This window comes from Maribacter algicola (assembly GCF_003933245.1).
Lineage (GTDB): Bacteria > Bacteroidota > Bacteroidia > Flavobacteriales > Flavobacteriaceae > Maribacter > Maribacter algicola.
Window position 1 is genome coordinate 95738 of sequence record NZ_QUSX01000004.1, and the last position, 21402, is coordinate 117139.

Annotated in this window: 20 protein-coding genes; 11 read left to right on the forward strand and 9 right to left on the reverse strand. The window is 40.8% G+C overall.

The genetic code is table 11. The annotated features are described in order from the left end of the window. Nucleotides 1-79: 79 nt before the first annotated feature. Nucleotides 80-598 (forward strand): hypothetical protein, encoded by a 519-nt coding sequence (locus DZC72_RS16625; RefSeq protein ID WP_125224053.1) that lies wholly within the window; start codon nt 80-82, stop codon nt 596-598. Here the strand turns inward: DZC72_RS16625 and xerD are convergent, their stop codons facing one another. Next, entirely contained in the window at nt 599-1495 is an 897-nt protein-coding gene (gene xerD / locus DZC72_RS16630) for a site-specific tyrosine recombinase XerD (RefSeq protein ID WP_125224054.1), read from the reverse strand. Nucleotides 1496-1836: 341 nt separating this feature from the next. Here xerD and DZC72_RS16635 point away from each other — a divergent pair, with 341 nt between their 5' ends. The 4 genes from DZC72_RS16635 (at nt 1837) to DZC72_RS16650 (ending at nt 4852) form a co-directional block, all read left to right on the forward strand. Then, the gene (locus DZC72_RS16635) at nt 1837-2397 is read left to right on the forward strand and encodes a porin family protein (RefSeq protein WP_125224055.1); all 561 of its coding nucleotides are present in this window, start codon (nt 1837-1839) and stop codon (nt 2395-2397) included. Nucleotides 2398-2597: 200 nt separating this feature from the next. Further along, nucleotides 2598-3116, forward strand: coding sequence for a hypothetical protein (locus DZC72_RS16640; RefSeq protein WP_125224056.1), 519 nt, complete (start codon nt 2598-2600; stop codon nt 3114-3116). 82 nt (nt 3117-3198) lie between these two features. Next, nucleotides 3199-3612 carry a type II 3-dehydroquinate dehydratase gene (gene aroQ, locus DZC72_RS16645; RefSeq protein ID WP_125224057.1) on the forward strand — a complete coding sequence of 138 codons (414 nt, stop codon included), beginning with the start codon at nt 3199-3201 and terminating at the stop codon, nt 3610-3612. Between the two features lie 64 nt (nt 3613-3676). Continuing rightward, the gene (locus DZC72_RS16650) at nt 3677-4852 is read left to right on the forward strand and encodes a PQQ-dependent sugar dehydrogenase (RefSeq protein WP_125224058.1); all 1176 of its coding nucleotides are present in this window, start codon (nt 3677-3679) and stop codon (nt 4850-4852) included. Here DZC72_RS16650 and DZC72_RS16655 read toward each other — a convergent pair. The 4 genes from DZC72_RS16655 to DZC72_RS16670 form a co-directional block, all read right to left on the reverse strand. Further along, the gene (locus tag DZC72_RS16655; protein ID WP_125224059.1) at nt 4844-5116 is read right to left on the reverse strand and encodes a DUF3817 domain-containing protein; all 273 of its coding nucleotides are present in this window, start codon (nt 5114-5116) and stop codon (nt 4844-4846) included. The genes DZC72_RS16650 and DZC72_RS16655 overlap by 9 nt on opposite strands. A 56-nt stretch (nt 5117-5172) precedes the next feature. Further along, the gene (lpdA, locus tag DZC72_RS16660; RefSeq protein WP_125224060.1) at nt 5173-6564 is read right to left on the reverse strand and encodes a dihydrolipoyl dehydrogenase; all 1392 of its coding nucleotides are present in this window, start codon (nt 6562-6564) and stop codon (nt 5173-5175) included. 287 nt (nt 6565-6851) lie between these two features. Beyond that, nucleotides 6852-7346 (reverse strand): peptide-methionine (R)-S-oxide reductase MsrB, encoded by a 495-nt coding sequence (gene msrB, locus DZC72_RS16665; RefSeq protein ID WP_125224061.1) that lies wholly within the window; start codon nt 7344-7346, stop codon nt 6852-6854. 150 nt (nt 7347-7496) lie between these two features. Beyond that, a complete protein-coding gene (locus DZC72_RS16670; protein WP_125224062.1) occupies nt 7497-8060 on the reverse strand; it encodes a collagen-like protein in 564 nt (187 codons plus the stop codon). 244 nt (nt 8061-8304) lie between these two features. On the opposite strand from DZC72_RS16670, the gene glgB reads away from it, so the two are divergent. The 4 genes from glgB to DZC72_RS16690 all read left to right on the forward strand — a co-directional run bounded on the left by glgB (nt 8305) and on the right by DZC72_RS16690 (nt 14948). Beyond that, nucleotides 8305-10203: a 1,4-alpha-glucan branching protein GlgB gene (gene glgB, locus DZC72_RS16675; RefSeq protein ID WP_125224063.1), complete on the forward strand. Its 1899-nt coding sequence runs from the start codon at nt 8305-8307 to the stop codon at nt 10201-10203. Nucleotides 10204-10304: 101 nt separating this feature from the next. Then, nucleotides 10305-12704 carry a glycoside hydrolase family 31 protein gene (locus DZC72_RS16680; RefSeq protein ID WP_125224064.1) on the forward strand — a complete coding sequence of 800 codons (2400 nt, stop codon included), beginning with the start codon at nt 10305-10307 and terminating at the stop codon, nt 12702-12704. Nucleotides 12705-12745: 41 nt separating this feature from the next. After that, on the forward strand, nt 12746-13555 hold the full coding sequence (locus DZC72_RS16685) for a M48 family metallopeptidase (protein WP_125224065.1): 810 nt from the start codon (nt 12746-12748) through the stop codon (nt 13553-13555). 58 nt (nt 13556-13613) lie between these two features. Then, nucleotides 13614-14948: an MFS transporter gene (locus DZC72_RS16690; protein ID WP_125224066.1), complete on the forward strand. Its 1335-nt coding sequence runs from the start codon at nt 13614-13616 to the stop codon at nt 14946-14948. 39 nt (nt 14949-14987) lie between these two features. On the opposite strand, the gene DZC72_RS16695 is transcribed toward DZC72_RS16690, so the two are convergent. From DZC72_RS16695 to DZC72_RS16710, 4 genes are all read right to left on the reverse strand, one after another. After that, complete coding sequence (locus tag DZC72_RS16695; protein WP_125224067.1) at nt 14988-15713, reverse strand: head GIN domain-containing protein; 726 nt, start codon at nt 15711-15713, stop codon at nt 14988-14990. A gap of 45 nt (nt 15714-15758) precedes the next feature. Beyond that, nucleotides 15759-16853, reverse strand: a complete 1095-nt coding sequence (locus tag DZC72_RS16700) for a DUF4097 family beta strand repeat-containing protein (RefSeq protein ID WP_125224068.1) — start codon at nt 16851-16853, stop codon at nt 15759-15761. A 63-nt stretch (nt 16854-16916) separates the two neighbouring features. Next, nucleotides 16917-17483 (reverse strand): hypothetical protein, encoded by a 567-nt coding sequence (locus DZC72_RS16705; RefSeq protein ID WP_125224069.1) that lies wholly within the window; start codon nt 17481-17483, stop codon nt 16917-16919. Beyond that, nucleotides 17483-18037, reverse strand: a complete 555-nt coding sequence (locus DZC72_RS16710; RefSeq protein ID WP_125224070.1) for an RNA polymerase sigma factor — start codon at nt 18035-18037, stop codon at nt 17483-17485. The genes DZC72_RS16705 and DZC72_RS16710 overlap by 1 nt, the downstream gene beginning before the upstream one ends. A 121-nt stretch (nt 18038-18158) precedes the next feature. On the opposite strand from DZC72_RS16710, the gene DZC72_RS16715 reads away from it, so the two are divergent. Together DZC72_RS16715 and lon are read left to right on the forward strand one after the other, a co-directional pair. Further along, nucleotides 18159-18734, forward strand: coding sequence for a sugar O-acetyltransferase (locus DZC72_RS16715; RefSeq protein WP_125224071.1), 576 nt, complete (start codon nt 18159-18161; stop codon nt 18732-18734). Nucleotides 18735-18935: 201 nt separating this feature from the next. Beyond that, entirely contained in the window at nt 18936-21386 is a 2451-nt protein-coding gene (lon, locus tag DZC72_RS16720) for an endopeptidase La (RefSeq protein ID WP_125224072.1), read from the forward strand. Nucleotides 21387-21402 lie beyond the last annotated feature (16 nt).

Here is a 21402-nt window from a genome sequence, read left to right on the forward strand (position 1 = left end):
ATAAGCTACGTTAAATATTTCCTAAGTCGGAAGACTTTAAATGGTTTTTTCTTTTCCTTTAGGGAAAAGACCTATTTCTATGAAGTTATATCTCTTTTTTGTGTTTTTTATCTTTCAAACGCTTGGTTTTTCACAAACAAATGGATTTGGGAAAGAACCTAGACCAAATGAAGGCTTACAACTGGAATCATTTGGGTATCCTATTTTCTTTGGAGGGGAACAACACAGTTCCTTTCATTTGAAATATCCCATTACAAATACCATAAGGGCAGAGCTAAATACTTTTTATGATACCTATATTTTATCTGACCGTATTAGAACCGATATTCAGTTCAAAAAATATTGGGATGATAATTGGTATTTGTTTTCTGGTATGGAATCAGAATTTAGCTTTAACAAATATCCAGGAGTAGAATCCAAGAAACAGGCTCGTCCACGGATTGGTGTTATTTCCGGTTTAGGATATGAAGTCAATAAAAACTTTACTATGGAGGCTCAAAGTAATTTCCAGATAAATAACGCCCCAATTGGAGCCTATGGAGAACATTTGATACCCATGCCACAAGTATATACGCTTAAGGGAAAGATTAAATTTTGATTATTTTCTTGGATGGAATTTATTTAGAACTTCCGCCAAATGCGTTCTATCAACGTGCATGTATACCTCCGTTGTCGTAATGCTCTCATGTCCCAGCATTTGTTGGATCGCCCTAAGATCGGCACCATTTTCCAATAAATGGGTGGCAAAGGAATGTCGAAAGGTATGTGGACTGATATTTTTGTGCAGCCCTATTTTTTCGGCAAGATTTTTAACTATGGTAAATACCATGGCCCTTGTCAATTGCCTGCCCCTTCTGTTCAGGAAAAGGGTATCTTCAAAACCTTTTTGAATATTTAGGTGGATTCGTACTTCCTTTCTGTAGATATTGATATATTTTTTGTTGATGTCGCTGATTGGAACAAATCGTTGTTTGTCTCCTTTACCTGTCACCTTGATAAAATCCTCCTCAAAAAATAGGTCGGATATTTTTAAACCGATAAGTTCCGATACGCGAAGGCCACAACCGTATAAGGTTTCTAGCATGGCCCGGTTTCGTTCGCCTTCGGGTTTGCTCAAATCGATATTTTCTATGAGATTATTAATTTCCGCTTCGGAAAGGGTGTCCGGCAATTTTCTGCCTATTTTGGGAGATTCTATCAGATCCAAGGGGTTGTCCTGCCTATAATCCTCGAAGACCATATAATTGAAAAAACTTTTAAGACCGGATATGATGCGTGCCTGTGAACGAGGATTTAGCACCTTGGCTACCTCGTATATGAACTGTTGCAGGATATCTTTTGAAATGGTTGTTGGGGATTCCTTAATTTGATAATCCGAAAGGAAAGCAATAAGTTTCTCCACGTCCATTATGTAATTTTTAATGGAATTATGGGCTAAGCCACGTTCCAATTTTAGATAATTACCATAATCAATTAGAGCATTTTTCCATTCCATATTTCAAAGATAGGATTTAGGCAGTTCTTTTTTAGTACTCTGGAACTTAGGCCTAACGCTGACCCTTTAAAAATAAACTTTGAATGTTGTTTTGAGGACAAGTTCAATATCTTTAAAATTTCAATAACGCTAACTTTTATATTAATGAGAAAATAGTACTTAATTAAATTTTCCTCCAATCAGTTAAGCCCTATACTAATCAAAGAATTGTTCCCTCGAGTTAAAATTATTATCCTAATGCCTAAGGCAACTTAAGTTATTTTATATACGATATTATAAACGTATGATCTAGGTAAACAAAGATTAATATATTTGATAAAGCAACCTTTAAATTAATAAACATGAAAAAAATAGTTTTTTTGGTGTCCTTCTTCCTAATGGGATACTACACGGTGACTGCACAGGAAATTACAAGATTTGGAGCAAAAGCAGGATTTAATCTTTCCACGCTGGGAGGGGACGCTCTGTATAGTTTTGACCCAAAAGCTGGTTTTCACTTAGGAGGTGTTTTGGAAATTCCGTTCAGTGATAACATAATCATTCAGCCGGAAGCACTTATTTCCCTTCAAGGAAGCGGCGGTTTTTTTCAGGACGATTTGAATTTTTGGTATTTGAACATTCCAGTAATGGCCAAGTATAATGTATTTGATGAACTATACATAGAAGCAGGTCCTTATCTTGGTTTATTGTTGTCAAATAATTTAGACGGAAACACTTTTGTGGGTGGTCAGACCTTTGACGAAACTAACGGACTTGACCTAGGTCTGGGAATTGGTGCGGGGTATCGTTTGGATGAAAATTTCTATTTCCAAGCTAGATATTCAGCTGGATTGATAAATGCCATAGAAGACCTCAAAACCAAAAACAGGGTATTTGCGCTTTCCGTAGTATATTTTCTATAATAAGAAAAATTATCTTATCAAAGGCGAAGGAGTTCCTTCGCCTTTTTTGTACTCGTTTAAATGACCCTTTTTGGGAAACTACCGGACCCAAAACCCTCACTATTCTCTTTTTTACCACCATTATTTTACACGTCACAACTTAAAATTAGTCAATTGTTAAAATCAGGTTAAGTTTAAGGCTTAATCAACAAACAAGAATAATGAAAGCTTTAGTAACAATTTTGTTTTTATTGGGAATAGGATACTATGGTACAGCCCAGTATGTGGACCGGACAAACTTTAGGGCTGGTCTGGTTGGAGGTGTTGTGGTAGGTAACTTTTCGGAAGCCTATAGCCTAAATCTAGGTTTGGATATTTATCACCACTGGGGTGTTTCCAAGGAAATAGATTTGGGTCTTACTACGGGCTTTATGAATGCCTTTGGAGAAAAAAGGTCAGATTCTGTTGGAGGAACTTCAACTCAAAATGAATTCAGTAATTATCAAATAATTCCTATTGGAGGATCGGCACGGATTTACCCCACTTCAGGATTTAAATTTGGCGCGGATGCAGGCTATGCCATCGGGATAAATGAAGGTAACAAAGGTGGATTTTATTATAGACCGTCCATAGGTATCGACTTGAGCGGAGGATCTTCGGAATTGAATGTTTCCTATCTGGCCGTTACTGAAGACGTAACTTTTGGTACGGTACTTTTAGGGTATTTGTTCCTGTTTTAGAAGATTTCGAGAGAATTATTTCATATGTGGTATTCCTTGAATACCACTTTTTTTTGTTCAAATAATTAGTACTTTTAACTTCATGAAGCTTATAATAATCAATGGCCCTAATCTCAACCTATTGGGAAAAAGGGAACCTGAAGTTTACGGTCACAAAACCTTTGAAGATTACTTTTCTGAACTGCAATTTCGTTTTAAGGATGTGGAATTGGAGTATTTCCAATCCAATATTGAAGGTGAGCTGATTACCAAGTTGCAGCAAGTAGGTTTTCAGTACGATGGTATCGTATTAAATGCCGCGGCCTATACACATACGTCGGTTGGATTGGGCGATGCCGTAAAGGCAATAAATACACCTGTTGTTGAGGTGCATATTTCCAACACGTACAATCGGGAGGATTATCGGCATGTTTCCTACATTTCCCCTGGGGCAAAAGGGGTGATTTTAGGTTTTGGGCTACAGAGTTACGACTTGGCTATCCGCAGTTTTTTATAAAATGAAATTATTCAGATAGATCTAAGGACCCTTTGTTTTTCGTAGATACATAAAATTTTATGCTATGAAAAAATCGTTTTCTATTTTGACCCTTGTTTTTATTTTCATTTTCTCGTCCTGTAGTAATTCCGATGATATAAATCTTAAACCAATTGAGGATGAAAGCGTTACGATAGTAAATACCTTTCCCAATCTTTCCTTTTCAAGGCCCTTAGATCTGCAAAGCCCCAATGATGGTACCAATAGGATTTTTGTGGTTGAACAACGAGGGACCATAAAGGTATTCGAGAACGATACTGAAGTCACAGAATCAAGAACGTTTTTTGATATGAGCGGAAACATTGCCAGTTCAGACGAACTCGGGTTATTGGGCCTGGCCTTTCACCCAAATTTTGAATCGAACGGTTACTTCTACGTTTGCTATACTCCCTCAAGCGATTTGAGTGTAGTTTCCCGTTTTAAAACAATGGATAACGACCCTAATATGGCAGATCCAAGCAGTGAGACGCTGTTGTTGCAAATTCCCCAGCCTTATACCAACCATAATGGAGGTCAGCTTGGATTTGGACCCGATGGTTATCTATACATAGCATCCGGTGACGGAGGATCAGGGGGCGACCCTGATGGAAACGCACAGAATTTAGGAAACCTTTTGGGAGCAATCTTGCGCATTGATGTTGACAATACGGGTAATGGTCTTAATTATGCCATTCCTAACGACAATCCATTTGTGGATACTGAAAATGCCAGACCTGAAATCTATGCCTATGGCCTTAGAAATCCATGGCGCTTTTCCTTTGATGTACGGAACGGGAATTTATGGACAGGTGATGTGGGTCAAGGCGAAAAGGAGGAAATCAATATTATAGAATCTGGAGGAAACTATGGCTGGAACATCTTGGAGGGAACTTCGTGCTATAACGCAATGGATTGCGATGACTCTGGTACAATTACCCCTGTTTTTGAATATGATCACAGCAATAATGATAGGTCCGTAACTGGAGGATACGTGTATAGGGGAAGCCTAAACCCCTCCTTGGTTGGGTATTATATTTATGGGGACTTCATATCCGGCAGGATATGGGCCTTGGACAATGTATCCGGCTCCATGGCATCCAATAAATTATTGTTCGAAACTAGTTTGCCTATAGCTTCCTTTGGAACGGACCAAGAAAACGAACTTTATATCTGTAGTTTCGATGGTAATATTTACAAGATAGTAGAACAAAGTCTACCGTAGATATTTTTCCTCTACATAAAAAGTTGCAAATGGAAGCAAGGAGGCAATTCCAAAAATTGCCAAGCGTTTAAATCCCCATTTTTTGTTGTAGCAAACAATGATGGACAATAAAATAAAAGCTATAAACAAAAAGCCATGGGCATACCCCACCCATTTGTTGGGCTCGGGAATTTCCGCCCAATACTTCAGGGGCATGGTCACTCCAAATAAGGCCAAATAGGATATTCCTTCTAAAATGGCAGTGATTCTAAAGGCTTTGAGCATATCAAAGTGGAATTAAGGAAAAGCGAAGTGCCTTGGCACTTCGCCTAAACAATATTTTATAAGTGAATTACCTCACCATAGGCATCCGCTACGGCTTCCATGACCGCTTCGCTCATGGTAGGGTGGGGATGTACGGCCTTTAAGACTTCATGACCGGTTGTTTCTAGCTTTCTTGCTACAACGGCTTCGGCAATCATATCAGTAACACCGGCACCTATCATGTGGCAACCTAGCCACTCACCATATTTTGCATCAAAAATCACTTTTACAAATCCGTCGGAGGCTCCTGATGCCTTTGCTTTTCCGCTAGCGGAGAAAGGAAACTTTCCAACCTTGATATCAAAACCTTTCTCCTTGGCCTGTTTTTCGGTAAGTCCCACGGAAGCAATTTCTGGAGAGCAATAGGTGCATCCGGGGATGTTTCCATAATCCAAGGGTTCCACATGCATTCCTGCAATCTTTTCAACACAAAGAATACCTTCTGCCGATGCCACATGGGCCAAAGCTTGTCCTGGTGTTACGTCTCCAATCGCGTAATACCCTGGAATATTGGTTTGGTAATAATCGTTCACCATAATCTTGTCCCTATCCGTAGCAATTCCAACGGCCTCCAATCCAATATTTTCGATGTTTGTTTTTATGCCGACAGCTGACAATACTATATCCGCTTCCAAAACCTCTTCACCTTTGGCCGTTTTAACGGTCGCTTTTACGCCATTTCCTGAAGTATCCACAGCGGTTACTTCTGCAGAAGTCATGATTTTTACCCCCGCCTTTTTAAAGCTTCGTTCCAATTGCTTAGATACATCCTCGTCCTCAACGGGAACGATGTTGGGCAAATATTCCACAACAGTTACCTCCGTACCCATGGAATTATAGAAATAGGCAAATTCGATGCCTATGGCCCCACTACCTACAACGATCATTTTCTTGGGTTGCTCGGCGAGGGTCATGGCTTCCCTATATCCAATTATTTTCTTCCCATCCTGAGGCAAACTGGGTAATTCCCTGCTTCTTGCACCAGTAGCGATAACAATATGTTCCGCGCTATATTCGGTTTCTTTGCCATCCTCGGATTTTACAGAGACCTTTTTCCCTGGTTTCAACGTACCAAAACCGTTGATAACCTCTATTTTATTCTTCTTCATCAAGAATTGGACCCCTTTGCTCATCCCATCGGCAACACCTCTACTTCTTTTGATAACGGCGTCAAAATCCTTATCCACACCTTCAGCTTTAAGACCGTAATCACCAGCGTGCTGTAGGTATTCGAATACTTGAGCCGATTTAAGTAATGCCTTTGTTGGTATACAGCCCCAATTTAGACAGACACCACCTAAATTTTCCTTTTCAATAATGGCGGTCTTAAAACCTAGCTGGGAAGCTCTAATAGCGGTAACGTAGCCACCGGGCCCACTACCCAAAACAATGACATCAAAAGTGCTCATATAAATTTCTTTTTGAGGTTGAAAATTGAGGTGCAAAAATACAAAACCAAATCGGAATTCTGCCTTTGATGGGAAATAAAGAAAATATAGCAGCCTACTTAATCATGGTGAGGCCATTGAAGTATTTTGCAATTTTATATTGTCCTTAAGATGAAAACAAAAAGTCCATATCTCCACTTAACAAAACTTTAGGCCCCTATTTATAATATTTAGGAATACTTTTAATTAATTAATAATGAGACTTTTGTATGGTTCTCTTTAATCAGTTATAGAGTATTCTACAGATTTTAATCCTCGACGAAATTTAACGCGACGCCATTAATGCAATGTCTTAGACCCGTTGGGGCAGGGCCGTCCTCAAAAACATGGCCCAAGTGCCCACCACAGGTGGCGCAGTGTTCCTCGGTTCGTTTGTAACCAATCTTGTAATCCACATCGTACCCCACGTTTCCTTCAATCTCTTGATAAAAACTGGGCCATCCGGTACCGGAATCAAATTTGGTATCGCTTTTAAAAAGCGGGGTACCGCATCCAGCACACACGTAGGTTCCTTTTTTCTTATTGTCCAAGAGTTCACTGGTAAAAGGATTCTCCGTTGCGGCCTTCCTCAAGACATAAAACTCGGCATCCGTCAATTCCGCTTTCCATTCCGTCTCCGTTTTTTCAACCTTGAAGCTTTTGCTCTGTTTCTGGCCTTCATTTTTGACCATATCTTTTTCCTGTGAGACGCCTTTGCAACCGGTTAAAAGTGTCAAAACTATAAGTACTGCAGAGATTTTCATGAGTGTTTTTTTTAATGTGTCGATAATTTTTCTGTAACCTTTCAAAGTTAACTTAGATACGTAGAACTTTTAGTTAAGGTTTTCTAAAGAATAACCATGGAAAAAACCCCCGAATTATCGGAGGTTTACACTCATTTTTTTAAGTTTTTATTATAAATCGACTTTTTGCACATCCTTTTCAGTGACTCCAAGTCTGCTCATGACCGAGTTTATATTGGAAACATCCAATTTTCCACTTTGTGCGGCCTCGGCAGGCAATACGGCTATTCTAAAAACTTGGTTGTCCGTATCCCCTGGTAGTAGGGTGGCCAAGTCAAAGTCGGCCTCCAAGAAAATACTCACGTCAAAAAACGTATAATCATAATTATACTGAAGTAGGCCTTGGTCGATGATTCTGGTTTGCGGCATCAACCTCCAAATATCAACTGGGTCCCCATTTCCATCCTCTGTTTGGTCCCATAATAGGTATACCAATACGACATCGGTCTCAAAAACCTCAATGGATTGTGGAAATTCATAAAATATGGAATAATCATTTCCCGCATCAAACGTACCTTGTATATCAACCACCTTCCCTAAAATGTTTATCCCGTCTTGGCCATCGATACCATCACGCCCGTCCAAACCATCAAAACCCGGAGGCCCCTGAGGTCCTTCGCAGGCCATAAAAAAGAATGCCAAAAATGTACTGAGTAGAATCGTTGTTTTTTTCATGATATTTAATTTTTTGGGTTCACCATTATTAATTTTATCCAAGTTATTCAAAAAGCGTTCCAATTTTAGTATTTTAGGAAATATATGCTGCGGATAATAAATCGGTTTACATTAAAACCGAGAATAGGTCCATAAACGTATAAAAAAGGAACTAAATTTTGATTTTGAAGCGGGCTTCGGAACATATAAATCCCTAATATCGCTTAAAGTTGATTAGATTTACAGGCAAACCAAACGTGAAATTATGTCCAAAGTAATACCTCATTCGCTGTTTACAGATTTTGATATCGACCTTTTTAAAGGAGGCAAACACTATCGTTTACATGATAAATTGGGGTCCCATATTATAGAAGTTGACGGTATAAAAGGTACCTATTTTGCCGTTTGGGCCCCGTCCGCCAAATCCGTATCCGTTGTTGGCGATTTTAATTATTGGAATGCCGATGAACACAAATTGAACGTTCGCTGGGATTCCAGTGGCATTTGGGAAGGTTTTATCCCCAATGTCCAAAAAGGAGCCATTTATAAGTATAAAATCCAATCCCATAATAATGATATTTGGACGGAGAAGGCAGATCCCTTTGCCAGATTGTGCGAACATCCGCCCAAAACGGCCTCCATCGTTTGGTCAGCCGATTACAAGTGGAAGGATTCAGCCTGGATGGGCTACAGAAAAGATAAAAACGGCTTGGACAGGCCCTATTCCGTCTATGAAGTCCATATGGGCTCTTGGAAAAGGGACGCGGGCAATAATGTGCTCAGCTATAAGGAGTTGGCCAAAGAGCTGGTTTCCTATGTAAAGGAAATGGGATATACGCATGTGGAGTTTATGCCCGTGATGGAATATCCATACGACCCTTCCTGGGGATATCAATTGACCGGATATTTTGCGCCAACCTCCAGGTTTGGTACGCCCGAAGAGTTCAAATTTTTGGTAGATACATTTCATCAAAATGATATTGGGGTTATTTTGGATTGGGTGCCATCCCATTTCCCGGAAGATGCCCATGGATTGGGTTATTTTGATGGTTCCCACCTCTATGAACATCCTGACAGAAGAAAGGGATACCACCCAGATTGGAAGAGTTTGATTTTTAATTATGGACGGAATGAAGTGCGGGCCTTCTTGATAAGCAATGCGCTTTTTTGGCTCGATCAATTTCATGTGGATGGCTTACGGGTGGATGCCGTTGCCTCTATGTTATACTTGGATTATTCTAGGGAGGATGGCGAATGGGAACCCAATATGTATGGAAATAACGAGAATTTGGAGGCCATGTCGTTCATTAGGGAGCTCAATCAAGAGGTACAGGCTAGTTTTCAAGGTGCGGTTCAAACCATTGCAGAAGAGTCCACTGCATTTTCTGGGGTATCAAGACCCGTGGAATACGGAGGTCTTGGTTTTGGGATGAAATGGATGATGGGCTGGATGCACGATACCCTGGAATACTTTAAGAAAGAACCCATCTACAGAAAGCATCATCAGAACGACCTTACATTTAGTATGACCTATGCCTTCACGGAGAATTTCATGCTGCCATTTTCCCATGACGAGGTAGTTTATGGTAAGCAGTCCTTGGTGTATCGTATGCCAGGGGATGAATGGCAACGATTCGCCAATTTGAGATTGTTATTCGGCTATATGTTCACGCATCCAGGAACCAAATTGATGTTCATGGGAGGAGAATTTGGCCAGACGGCGGAATGGAACTTTCAGAATAGCTTGGATTGGCATTTGCTACAATATGAATCACATGCAGGTGTACAGCAATTTGTGAAAGATTTAAATTCACTTTATAAAAATTCACCTGCCTTGTATGAAAAGCAATTCAGTCCTGAAGGTTTTCAATGGATAGACTATGGGGATCATGAAAATTCCGTACTTACATACATCAGAAAGGGCCATGATGCGGAGAACGATCTCGTCATAGCCTGTAATTTTACCCCTGTAGTAAGGGAAAATTATAGGATTGGCATGCCTAAAAAAGGAAAGTTGAAAGAGGTATTGAACAGTGACGCTGCTAAATATGGAGGAACGGACAGAGTGAATGCCAATATAAAGACCGCCAACAAGCCATGGCATGGGCAAAAAAAATCGGTAGAGATTACAATTCCCCCCTTGGGTATCGTTATAATGAAATAACATTCATTATTGCTTCGGTCTTTATAGCCTATTTTTAAAATAATGTTTTTTAAGTTATACGATATTGTTCTTCTTTTGCGGATATCAATAACCAAGATGATATGATTACAAATACGGAGTTGGAATATAAAGGAAATTTGTATCCCAATCACATTGTCGCATTTAAACAGGACAATGATAAACTTTATTTTACCACGGAAAATGGGGTAATTCTTCAAGTGACCATTTTGCGAGGAAGTGTGCTCAGGTTCAGATATGCCACGAACCATGTCTTTGAGCCCGATTTTTCCTATGCCATAGATGAAGAGGCTTCACTGGGCTACAGTATTCTGGAAGTAACCGAATCCGAAACGGAATATCTTGTTAAGACTGCCAGATTGCAGCTTTTGGTGGACAAGATGTCCCTACGTACCCAGATTTCTGATTTGGAGGGAAACATAATCAACGAAGACGAAGCGGGTTTTCATTGGGAGGAAAATTATGAATATGGCGGCAACACGGTAAAAATGAGTAAAATGACCCCTACCGGTGAAAGTTACTACGGTATGGGCGATAAATCTGCCCACAGCAATTTAAAGGGAAAACGTGTTGAGAACTGGGTGACGGACTCCTACGCTTATGGGAAGGACCAAGATCCACTTTATAAGGCCATTCCCTTTTATATTGGATTGAACAGGGGAAAGGCCTATGGTATTTTTTTCGACAATAGTTTTAAGACCCATTTTGATTTTGCATACGAGAAAAGGACTATTACCAGTTTTTGGGCGGATGGTGGCGAGATGGACTATTATTTTTTCTATGGCCCTGATATGGCAACCGTGGTATCTGCTTACTCCAATTTAACGGGAACTCCAGATCTGCCACCCCTTTGGGCCCTTGGTTTTCACCAGTCTAAATGGAGTTACTACCCAGAAAGTAATGTAAGGGAAATTACCCAACAATTTAGGGAGCACAAAATCCCATGTGATGCCATCTACCTGGATATCGATTATATGGATGGTTTCCGATGTTTTACGTGGGACAGGAACCATTTTCCGGACCCAAAAAGAATGATATCGGAATTGGAGAAAGACGGTTTCAAGACCGTGGTAATGATCGACCCGGGCATCAAGATCGATCGCGATTACTGGGTATACCAAGAGGCTCTGGAGAACGATTATTTCTGTAAGCGGGGAGATGGCCCTTTGATGCATGGGAAGGTGTGGCCCGGGGAATGTAATTTTCCAGATTTTACGAATCCCGAGGTACGTGAATGGTGGGCGGAACTGTATAAGGAATTTATGTCGGACATTGGGGTACACGCTGTTTGGAACGATATGAACGAGCCCGCGGTGATGGAAGTTCCCAGCAAGACGGCTCCTTTAGATACCAGACATAATTACGATGGCCATCCCTGTACTCATAGAAAGGCACATAATGTTTATGGTATGCAAATGGTTAGGGCAACCTATGAGGGCGTCAAAAAATATGTATACCCAAAAAGACCTTTCGTAATTACAAGGGCTGCGTTTGCAGGTACCCAAAGATATTCATCTACATGGACAGGGGATAATGTTGCCACATGGGAACACTTGTGGATTGCCAATGTACAGGTGCAGCGCATGTGTATGAGCGGCTATTCTTTTGTTGGTTCTGACATAGGAGGCTTTGCGGAGCAACCCAATGGAGAACTTTTTGCAAGATGGGTTCAACTGGGCGTATTCCATCCATTTTGTAGGGTGCACTCCAGTGGAGATCACGGAGATCAGGAGCCTTGGTCCTTTGGGGCGGATATAACGGATATCGTTCGAAAATTCGTGGAAATTCGGTATCAGTTATTACCATACCTATATACCATGTTCCATAAGTATAGTAAGGAACATGTGCCTATGTTGAAACCATTGGTATATTATGACCAAGAAGACACCCAGACCCATTTCAGAACGGACGAGTTCATTTTTGGAAATCAAATGTTGGTATGTCCCATTCAAGAACCAAATGCCCATGGAAGGAGAATGTACTTTCCAAAAGGAAACTGGTATGATTTTTGGAACCAGGAATTTTTGAGCGGTGGCAAGGAGCGTTGGGTAACCGCTGAGTTGGACAAAATACCCATATATGTAAAAGAGGGGGCCGTTATACCAAAATATCCGGTTCAGCAATATGTAGGTCAAATAAAGATAACAGAGTTGATATTGGATACCTATTTCAAGATCGGGATAGAAACCTCTGAGGTATACGAGGACGCTCAGGATGGCTATGACTATAAAAAGGGCAGGTATTCGTTGCGAAACTTTAAATTGACCGGTAAGGAAAAGTCTTTGACCATCCAGCAATTCAAGGATGGTAGTTTTGTGACCAGTTATGAAAAACTGAAATTCAATTTTTACGGATTGCCTTTTAAAATAGGAAAGGTTCAGGTGGACAATGAGGAAGTGGATTTGAATTCCATACAGTTCACTAGAGATAATTCAATGTTGATAGACAAAAACTTTACCCTTTTGCATCTAACCCCAAAATAATATTTTTGTAATTTTCGAAAACACTGAAAAACACTAATACCATGAAAAGAATAGTTTTGATAATTACCCTGTTTTTGGCGGTTTCCGCTTGTAAGGTAAATCCATTTACAGGTCAAAAAACATTGAATTTTTATCCTAACAGTCAAATTTTTCCAATGGCCTTTGCCCAATATGATCAATTTTTGGGCGAAAATAATGTCGTTAAGGGAACCACGGAGGCACATATGATAACTAGGGTAGGACAAAGAATTTCATCGGCTGCGGAGCGTTGGCTTTCCGCTAACGGACACCCCGGCTATTTGAATGACTATAAGTGGGAATACAATTTGGTAAAGGACGAAACGGTAAACGCATGGTGTATGCCTGGAGGTAAAATAGTTTTCTACACCGGTATATTGCCCATTTGCAACGGGGAGACCGGTGTAGCCGTGGTCATGGGTCATGAGGTTGCCCATGCCTTGGCCGATCATGGTGCCCAAAGGATGAGCGCCGGTACTTTACAGCAGTTGGGAGCGGTTGCCGGTAACATTGCCATACAGGATCCCCAGAAAAGGAATATGTTCAATCAGGCCTATGGTATAGGCTCACAACTTGGGGCTATGTTGCCCTTTAGCCGCAGCCATGAAACGGAGGCCGATCGCATTGGTTTGCAAATAATGGCCATCGCGGGTTACAACCCTTATGAAGCTGCAGAGCTTTGGAAACGAATGAAGGCTCAGAGTGGGGGGCAGGCACCACCTGAATTTATGAGTACCCACCCATCCAATGATACCAGGATAAATAACTTAACGGCTTGGGCACCGGAAGCCGCAGCAGAGGCCGCTAAATTTGGAGTGACCAGTTTTAAATAATACATGCATTTTTATTGTATATTCAGGCCGTTCTAGGGAACGGCCTTTATTTTACCCAATATTGAAAACACTGGTTTTAAAAGGAAGTAAAAAACTATTGAACGCTTGGGCGTTCTATGACTGGGCCAATTCCGTCTATAGTTTGGTGATTTCTTCAGCCGTTTTCCCTATTTTTTACGGAGCACTTTTTCGCGTTGCGGAAATTGAAAAGGTAAACGTTTTTGGGGTTGAAATCGCAAGGGCCCCGCTGATTAGCTACACGACGTCCCTCGCTTTTGTGTTTATCGCGATCATTACCCCCTTGATTTCTGGAATTGCGGATTATTTAGGGAACAAGAAAATCTTCATGCAATTCTTTTGTTATTTGGGTGGCTTATCCTGCATTGGTCTAAGTTGGTTTTCACTTGAAAATATTTATTTCGGACTGCTTTGTTACTTTTTTGGACTTGTTGGGTTTTGGGTAAGTTTTGCCATCAATAATTCGTATTTGCCAGATGTGGCCTATCCAGAACAGCAGGACGCCGTTAGTGCAAAAGGGTTTTCCTTAGGATATATAGGCAGTGTTTTGTTGTTATTGGTGAATTTGGCCATGGTCATGAAACCGGAAGTTTTTGGGATTACCACGGATGCCGCTGGTGTGGCCGAAATCAAGGCAATGAAATACTCGTTTGTTTCCGTTGGCATTTGGTGGATAGTCTTTGCACAGTATAGTTTTTACTACCTCCCCAAGGGGAACAAGCGCGAAGGAGAACGGACCAATGTTATTTTGAACGGTTTTAGGGAGTTAAAAAGTGTATGGCACCAGTTAGGAAACCAGACTCGGTTAAAGCGATATCTAGGGGCATTCTTTGTATACAGTATGGCCGTGCAGACCGTAATGTTGATCGCTACTTATTTTGGGGAGGAAGAAATAGGTTGGGGCTCTGATACCGAACGAACTACAGGCTTGATCGTAAGTATCCTGGTCATTCAAATTGTGGCCATATTTGGGGCTTCCGTTACCGCTTGGGCCTCAAAGAATTTTGGAAATATAAAAACGCTTATCGTGGTAAACGCACTTTGGGTCGTCATATGTGTATATGCGTATTTTTTGATTACACCGATGGATTTCTATATAGCCGCCGGATGTGTTGGATTGGTGATGGGCGGCATTCAGGCCCTGTCACGTTCCACCTATTCCAAGTTCATCCCCGAGACTAAGGATACCACCTCTTTTTTTAGTTTCTATGATGTTGCCGAAAAAATAGGAATTATCATAGGTACCTTTTTGTATGGTTTTATTGCACAGTTTACGGGTAGTATGCGAAATGCAATTATTTTTTTAGGTGTTTTTTTCCTCGTTGGTATGTTGTTGCTTACACGGGTCAAGCAACTAAAAAGACCCCTTGAATAAGAGGCCTTTCTACAGTTGTTGATTGTTCGCAGTTTGATTTTATCCTTTGGAAATATCTCCGGAACCGGAGGTTTTGGTGTCTATCTTTTCAGGATTTCCTCTGTAGGTAATATCCCCGGAACCTGAAACCCTCGCTTTTAGCATTTTATTGGCGGTCACCTTAATGTCCGCCGAGCCGGATACTGTTGCATCCACATTATCGGCTTCCATGTCAAAGGCCTTAATATCCCCACTCCCGGAAATGGTAGCGTCAAAATCCCGGGTACTGCCACTTAACGTAATATCTCCGGACCCGGACATACTGGCACTTACCGTATTTGTATCCACATCCAAGGTAATGTCGCCGGATCCGGACATAGCCGTTTCCAAATTGTCTGTTTTTATCGTGGTCTTACCCTCAATATCTCCCGAACCGGATAGTGCAATGGCATCCACGCTTTCAACGGGAACGGTTATCGTGATACCATTTTTCCAAGAGGAAGGTTTTAAGTTGACCCCTTTTTCCGTCTTGATTTCCAATTTTCCATTTTTTACTTCGGTAATAATGTATTCTAATAGATTCGATTCCCCTGTAAGTGTCAATTGACCTTCTTTGCCATCTACCAAATGTACATCGAACCAACCCGATACACCAATGGCATCGTAGTCGCTTGTGCTTCTGTTTATGGTAACCTCGTCCCCATTACCATTTATTTTTTTGCCCCATTGTGCAGAGCAGGAAACTGTCATGGCCAAAACAATGGCTAGTGTTGTGATTTTTTTCATTTTTAATTGATTTTGAGCTGAACATCGTTCAGCTTTTGATTGATATTAATTTTTGATAAAACTGATGCTTCCGTAGTCACTGTTCAAGGTAACCATATTTCCACTTGCTTGGCTTCCATAGTAGCCTTTATAGTGCTTGGAGGTCGACTTTTCCTCACTGATATTGATAACAAAATCATCTTTTCCGCTCACGCCCGCATAACTGGTGGTGATATCGAAGTCGAAGTGGTAGTTGGCGTCATAACCTATTTTAACCCCCGTGTAATCTGACCTGATATTGACATTGCCTGCATCTTGGGCCAGTTCCTCGATCCGTATGGAGCCATAGTCAGATGAAATATCAACATTCCCATGGATACTTCCCAATTTTATGGTAATGTAGTCACCATTTCCCTGTACATTTTTTGCATCCCCAACTTCCATTTTTCCATAATCACTGCCGTAATCCAAGTTTTCCATCTGGTCTATTTTGACATTTGTATAATCGGCATTGACTTTTAGGTTTCCCGCTTTTTCAATGGTGAAGCCTGAATAATCAGCTTTGATCTCACCGCTGTTTATGAATCCTATGGTGGAGTTTGAGGTGTAATCAAAATTCAATTGATTGTTTCTGCCCCTAAGTTCCCCAATTTCCAGCCTTCCATAATCACAACTAATCTTTGCATGGCCGTCTATTCTGTCCAATATTATGGATCCGTAGTCATTGTCAAGATTTATGCTGTTTTTGACGGGAAGTTTAATGGTATAGTTGATTTGCATGTTCACATTGTTGCTTCTGCCCCAATTCCAGCCCCAGCCACTTTTGTTGTCGTTAAATTTCGTTTCTGCGGATACAATAGAGCTACTGGCGTCAAAATTCACTGAAATTTCATCCAGTTTTTGCTGTACTTTCTCCTCATTGTTGCCATTGGTCTTAATATGGACCTCGATCATGATCCTATTTTCGTTCCATGAAGTAATGTTCAAATTACCATAGCTGTTATCTACCTTCAAAAGTGCATCGGGATTTACGTTGAACTCTTTTTTAATGGTCTTTTCCTTGGTGTACTTACCGTTTAGTTTTCCGCCATTATCGGCCAATAGTATCGCCGGAAAAAGGAAGATTAGCAATAGGCTATATTTAAATAGTAATGTTTTCATTTGTATGTTTTTTATTGTTTTTAATGGACAAAAGCAATGAACCGTTTATTGGTCTTTGATAGATCAAAGAATATTTTGGTTCATTTCGTCATCGTAATTTTTTATATTTTTTATAGTTTCGATTTGGTTTAAAACGTCGTTCAGCAAGTCGATCCTTGTCTGGAAATTGGTAATCATGGCACTTAGTATTAATTTGCTGTTACCCCCGTTTAACAACTCATTTTCCAACATTTTATAGTCCTGTTCCAGTTTTTTAAGCTGGTCCAAGGTGTCTGAAATTATTTTTCTTGTTTCAGGGGTTTCCTCAGCTTCCAACTCCTTTATTTGCTGCTCGATGAGACTTGCAAAGTAAAACTGGGTATTGGCCGCTTCGGGCGAGATTTCAGCTACTTGCTCCTCCAAACTGGGATTGGAATCCATCGCGCCATACGCCAATGCAACCAAAAGCGCCATGGAAGCCGCTATGGACAAAGGTTTCCACCAAATGAAGTGAGTTTTGGACAATGAAACGGTTTGATTGGCCTTGTTCAGTTTGGCCAAAAAACGTTCTTGGTGCCCCAATGCTGGTTCTTCCGTATCAAAACGGCCTTGAAGTGTTTTGAACAAATTCTCTAGATTATCTTTTTCCATCAGTTCTCAATTAATAATTCTTTTCTAAGACTTTCCTTTGCCCTGGAAATGGTGGTCCTACAATTGGCATAGCTCATATTCATTATGGAACTAATTTCCTCGTAGTCGTAACCCTCGATCAAATGTAAGGTCAAAGAAATTCTGTAATTGTCTTTTAAGCGTTTCATGGTTTCCATTACTTTTTGAGCCTTTTGTTCAGCAAACACATGATCCGAAGCAATTCCGTCATTATCTTCGACCTTGTACATTAAATCGTCCAGCGCAACTTCATTCTTTTTCCGTTGCTTTTTGTAATGGTAAATACTGTTGTTCACTACAATTCTCCTAAGCCATGCGCCAAAAGTAACCTCGCCCCTAAAAGTATCCAGTTTCGTAAACGCGTTCAAAAACGACTCCTGCATAATGTCTTCGGCCTCTGCACTATGTTTTACAATTCGCAAAGCAGTGTTGTACATAGCTTTGTAATACCGATTGTAAACTTCCATTTGTGCACTTTGTTTACCTTCCTTGCACGATTGCAATAAATCATCAATATGTACCTTACTTTGGCTCAAAAAGTGATTGGTTTGTCTAAGAGATGACTCAATTTACCTATTGTTACAGTTTTGACCGAAAAGTTTTTCTAAATTGAATTTTTGTTACAAACTAAATTTGGACTAACAATAAATTTACGCGATGACAGAAAGGGAAAAAATGCTCCAGGGAAAGGTCTATAATTCCAGGGATCCTGAACTTTTGGAGAGGTATTTTCGTGCAAGAAGTCTAGTCAAGAAGTTCAACGATTTGGATGCTGACCTAGTGTTGGAACGCCAGGAAATCCTATCTCAACTTTTTGAGCATATAGGAAAAGGGGTGTGGATAGAGTCTCCTTTCTATTGTGATTATGGGAATAATATTTCGATTGGAGAGGGCACCTTCGTGAATATGAACTGCACCTTTTTGGACAATAACAAGATTAGCATTGGAAAAAATGTGCTCATAGCACCTTACGTTCAGATTTATACGGCTTCCCATCCTTTAAGGGCCTCTGAGAGGATATTGGTAAATAATAATGACGGTGCGCCCTATATAACTAAAAGTTTGCCCGTAACAATTGGCGATAATGTCTGGATCGGCGGCAACGCTGTTATTTGTCCCGGGGTTATCGTAGGTGAAAATGTTACTATTGGGGCAGGAAGTGTCGTCACCAAGAACATACCGGATAATACGCTTGCCTTTGGCAATCCGTGCAGGGTCATAAGAGAACTTTAGTATTTGTATTCTTTGTTTTATAGTAACCAAAAAATACAAGATCGGTTACTATATAAATGGCACAGGAATTGAAATGGATAGGGCGTAGAAAGACAATTAAAACGACATAAACCCTGTAAGCATGGTCTATCAAGGGTTTTTGAATTTTGAACGATAAAAAAAGTGCACGCTGTTTAATGACAGAATGACCGATATATGAGTATGGAAGATTCTAAATTTTCAAATTTTGACAATATGTCTTTACAGGGCATCGATCAGGATTCCGAGTTAATTCCGTTGCTTACCGCAGAGGACGAGGAGCAAATGAATAGTGAGGAATTGCCCGAAACCTTACCTATTCTACCCCTTAGGAATACGGTTTTGTTTCCCGGTGTCGTAATTCCAATTACCGCCGGAAGGGACAAGTCCATCCAATTGATAAAGGATGCCAATAACGGTAGTAAAGTGATAGGGGTGGTGTCCCAAAAGGATGAGGAAACGGAAAACCCTGATATCAAGGATATCAATACGTTGGGTACGGTTGCCCGTATTTTACGGGTATTGCAGATGCCCGATGGGAATACAACCGTAATTATCCAAGGAAAAAAACGTTTTGAGATTGCCGAAGTATTGACCAAAAAGCCATATATCACGGCAACTGTGCGTGAAACCGAGGAAATTAGGCCGGATAAGGGGAGCAGTGAATTTTTGGCGATCATCGATTCCATTAAGGATTTGGCCTTGAGAATCATTAGGGACAATCCAAATATTCCTAGTGAAGCTTCTTTCGCCATCAAAAATATACAGAGCGATTCCTTTTTGATAAACTTTGTTTCCTCCAACCTCAATTTACCAGTAAAGGAGAAACAGGAATTATTGGAAATTGGGAGCTTGCAGGACAGGGCCTTGGCCACCTTAAAATATATGAACATCGAGCTCCAGAAATTGGAGTTGAAAAATGATATTCAGTCCAAGGTGCGCAGCGATTTGGACCAGCAACAGCGTGAATATTTTCTCCATCAACAGATGAAGACCATCCAAGAGGAACTTGGCGGGGTTTCCTATGATGAGGAATTGGAGGAAATGCGCGAGCGTGCGAAAAAGAAAAAGTGGGGTAAAAAAGTAAAGGAGCATTTTGAAAAGGAACTTGCCAAAATGCAGCGAATGAACCCGCAAGTGGCGGAATATTCCATTCAAAGAAACTATCTGGACCTGCTGTTGGATTTGCCATGGAACGAATATTCCAAGGACAAGTTCGACTTAAAACGAGCGGAACGTATTCTTAATAGAGACCATTATGGACTGGAGGACGTAAAAAGAAGGATTATCGAGTATCTGGCAGTTTTAAAACTGAGAAATGATATGAAATCCCCCATTTTATGTCTATACGGACCTCCCGGTGTGGGTAAAACCTCTTTGGGAAAGTCCATAGCTGAGGCCTTGGGCAGAAAATATGTACGTATGTCATTGGGAGGTTTAAGGGACGAGGCGGAAATTCGTGGTCATAGAAAGACCTATATAGGTGCCATGCCTGGCCGGATAGTTCAGAGTCTAAAAAAAGCCGGAACTTCCAATCCAGTATTTATATTGGATGAAATTGACAAATTGTCCAATAGTCATCAGGGTGATCCCTCTTCAGCAATGCTCGAGGTTTTGGATCCTGAACAGAACAACGATTTTTATGATAACTTCCTGGAAATGGGCTATGATCTATCCAAGGTGATGTTCGTGGCTACAGCGAACAACCTGGGTAATATACAGCCCGCTTTAAGGGATCGAATGGAAATTATCAATGTTAGCGGTTATACCATAGAGGAAAAGGTGGAAATAGCAAAAAGACATTTGCTGCCCAAACAATTGGAGGAGCATGGTTTGAACTCGACCCACTTGAAAATTGGAAAACCCCAGTTGGAAAAAATTGTTGAAGGTTATACCAGGGAATCCGGTGTGCGCTCTTTGGAGAAGCAAATCGCAAAAATGGTTCGCTATGCCGCAAAATCCATTGCCACGGAAGAAGAATACAATGTGAAGATTAGCAATGCGGATGTGGAAGAAGTTTTGGGTGCGCCAAAAATGGAACGCAGCAAATATGAGAACAATGAAGTGGCCGGTGTGGTTACCGGTTTGGCCTGGACCAGTGTTGGTGGAGATATCCTCTTTATAGAATCCATATTGTCACAAGGAAAGGGCAATTTAAGTATTACGGGTAATCTAGGTAAGGTGATGAAGGAATCGGCCACCATTGCCATGGAATATATTAAATCCAATGCCCAAAGGTTTGGTATAGACCCCTCTATTTTTGAGAAGTATAACGTACATATTCATGTGCCGGAAGGTGCCACTCCAAAGGACGGCCCCAGTGCGGGTATCACCATGTTGACTTCCTTGGTCTCCCTTTTTACACAAAAAAGGATTAAGAAGAGTTTGGCCATGACCGGGGAGATTACACTGCGAGGTAAAGTGTTACCGGTAGGTGGAATCAAAGAAAAAATTCTTGCGGCAAAAAGGGCGCGTATAAAGGAAATAATTCTTTGTGCCGATAATGAAAGGGATGTCAAAGAAATCAAGGAATCCTATCTAAAGGGACTGAAATTTCACTACGTGACAGAGATGTCCGAAGTAATCGATATTGCAATTACGAATCAAAAAGTAAAGGACGCCAAAAAGCTGTAGCGGGTTTTTTCTACTA

What these genes read in the sequence shown, in the direction of transcription:
- DZC72_RS16625 (WP_125224053.1), top strand. Translation starts at nt 80, where the DNA reads ATGAAGTTATATCTCTTTTTTGTGTTTTTTATCTTTCAAACGCTTGGT.
- xerD (WP_125224054.1), bottom strand. Translation starts at nt 1,495, where the DNA reads ATGGAATGGAAAAATGCTCTAATTGATTATGGTAATTATCTAAAATTG.
- DZC72_RS16635 (WP_125224055.1), top strand. Translation starts at nt 1,837, where the DNA reads ATGAAAAAAATAGTTTTTTTGGTGTCCTTCTTCCTAATGGGATACTAC.
- DZC72_RS16640 (WP_125224056.1), top strand. Translation starts at nt 2,598, where the DNA reads ATGAAAGCTTTAGTAACAATTTTGTTTTTATTGGGAATAGGATACTAT.
- aroQ (WP_125224057.1), top strand. Translation starts at nt 3,199, where the DNA reads ATGAAGCTTATAATAATCAATGGCCCTAATCTCAACCTATTGGGAAAA.
- DZC72_RS16650 (WP_125224058.1), top strand. Translation starts at nt 3,677, where the DNA reads ATGAAAAAATCGTTTTCTATTTTGACCCTTGTTTTTATTTTCATTTTC.
- DZC72_RS16655 (WP_125224059.1), bottom strand. Translation starts at nt 5,116, where the DNA reads ATGCTCAAAGCCTTTAGAATCACTGCCATTTTAGAAGGAATATCCTAT.
- lpdA (WP_125224060.1), bottom strand. Translation starts at nt 6,564, where the DNA reads ATGAGCACTTTTGATGTCATTGTTTTGGGTAGTGGGCCCGGTGGCTAC.
- msrB (WP_125224061.1), bottom strand. Translation starts at nt 7,346, where the DNA reads ATGAAAATCTCTGCAGTACTTATAGTTTTGACACTTTTAACCGGTTGC.
- DZC72_RS16670 (WP_125224062.1), bottom strand. Translation starts at nt 8,060, where the DNA reads ATGAAAAAAACAACGATTCTACTCAGTACATTTTTGGCATTCTTTTTT.
- glgB (WP_125224063.1), top strand. Translation starts at nt 8,305, where the DNA reads ATGTCCAAAGTAATACCTCATTCGCTGTTTACAGATTTTGATATCGAC.
- DZC72_RS16680 (WP_125224064.1), top strand. Translation starts at nt 10,305, where the DNA reads ATGATTACAAATACGGAGTTGGAATATAAAGGAAATTTGTATCCCAAT.
- DZC72_RS16685 (WP_125224065.1), top strand. Translation starts at nt 12,746, where the DNA reads ATGAAAAGAATAGTTTTGATAATTACCCTGTTTTTGGCGGTTTCCGCT.
- DZC72_RS16695 (WP_125224067.1), bottom strand. Translation starts at nt 15,713, where the DNA reads ATGAAAAAAATCACAACACTAGCCATTGTTTTGGCCATGACAGTTTCC.
- DZC72_RS16700 (WP_125224068.1), bottom strand. Translation starts at nt 16,853, where the DNA reads ATGAAAACATTACTATTTAAATATAGCCTATTGCTAATCTTCCTTTTT.
- DZC72_RS16705 (WP_125224069.1), bottom strand. Translation starts at nt 17,483, where the DNA reads ATGGAAAAAGATAATCTAGAGAATTTGTTCAAAACACTTCAAGGCCGT.
- DZC72_RS16715 (WP_125224071.1), top strand. Translation starts at nt 18,159, where the DNA reads ATGACAGAAAGGGAAAAAATGCTCCAGGGAAAGGTCTATAATTCCAGG.
- lon (WP_125224072.1), top strand. Translation starts at nt 18,936, where the DNA reads ATGGAAGATTCTAAATTTTCAAATTTTGACAATATGTCTTTACAGGGC.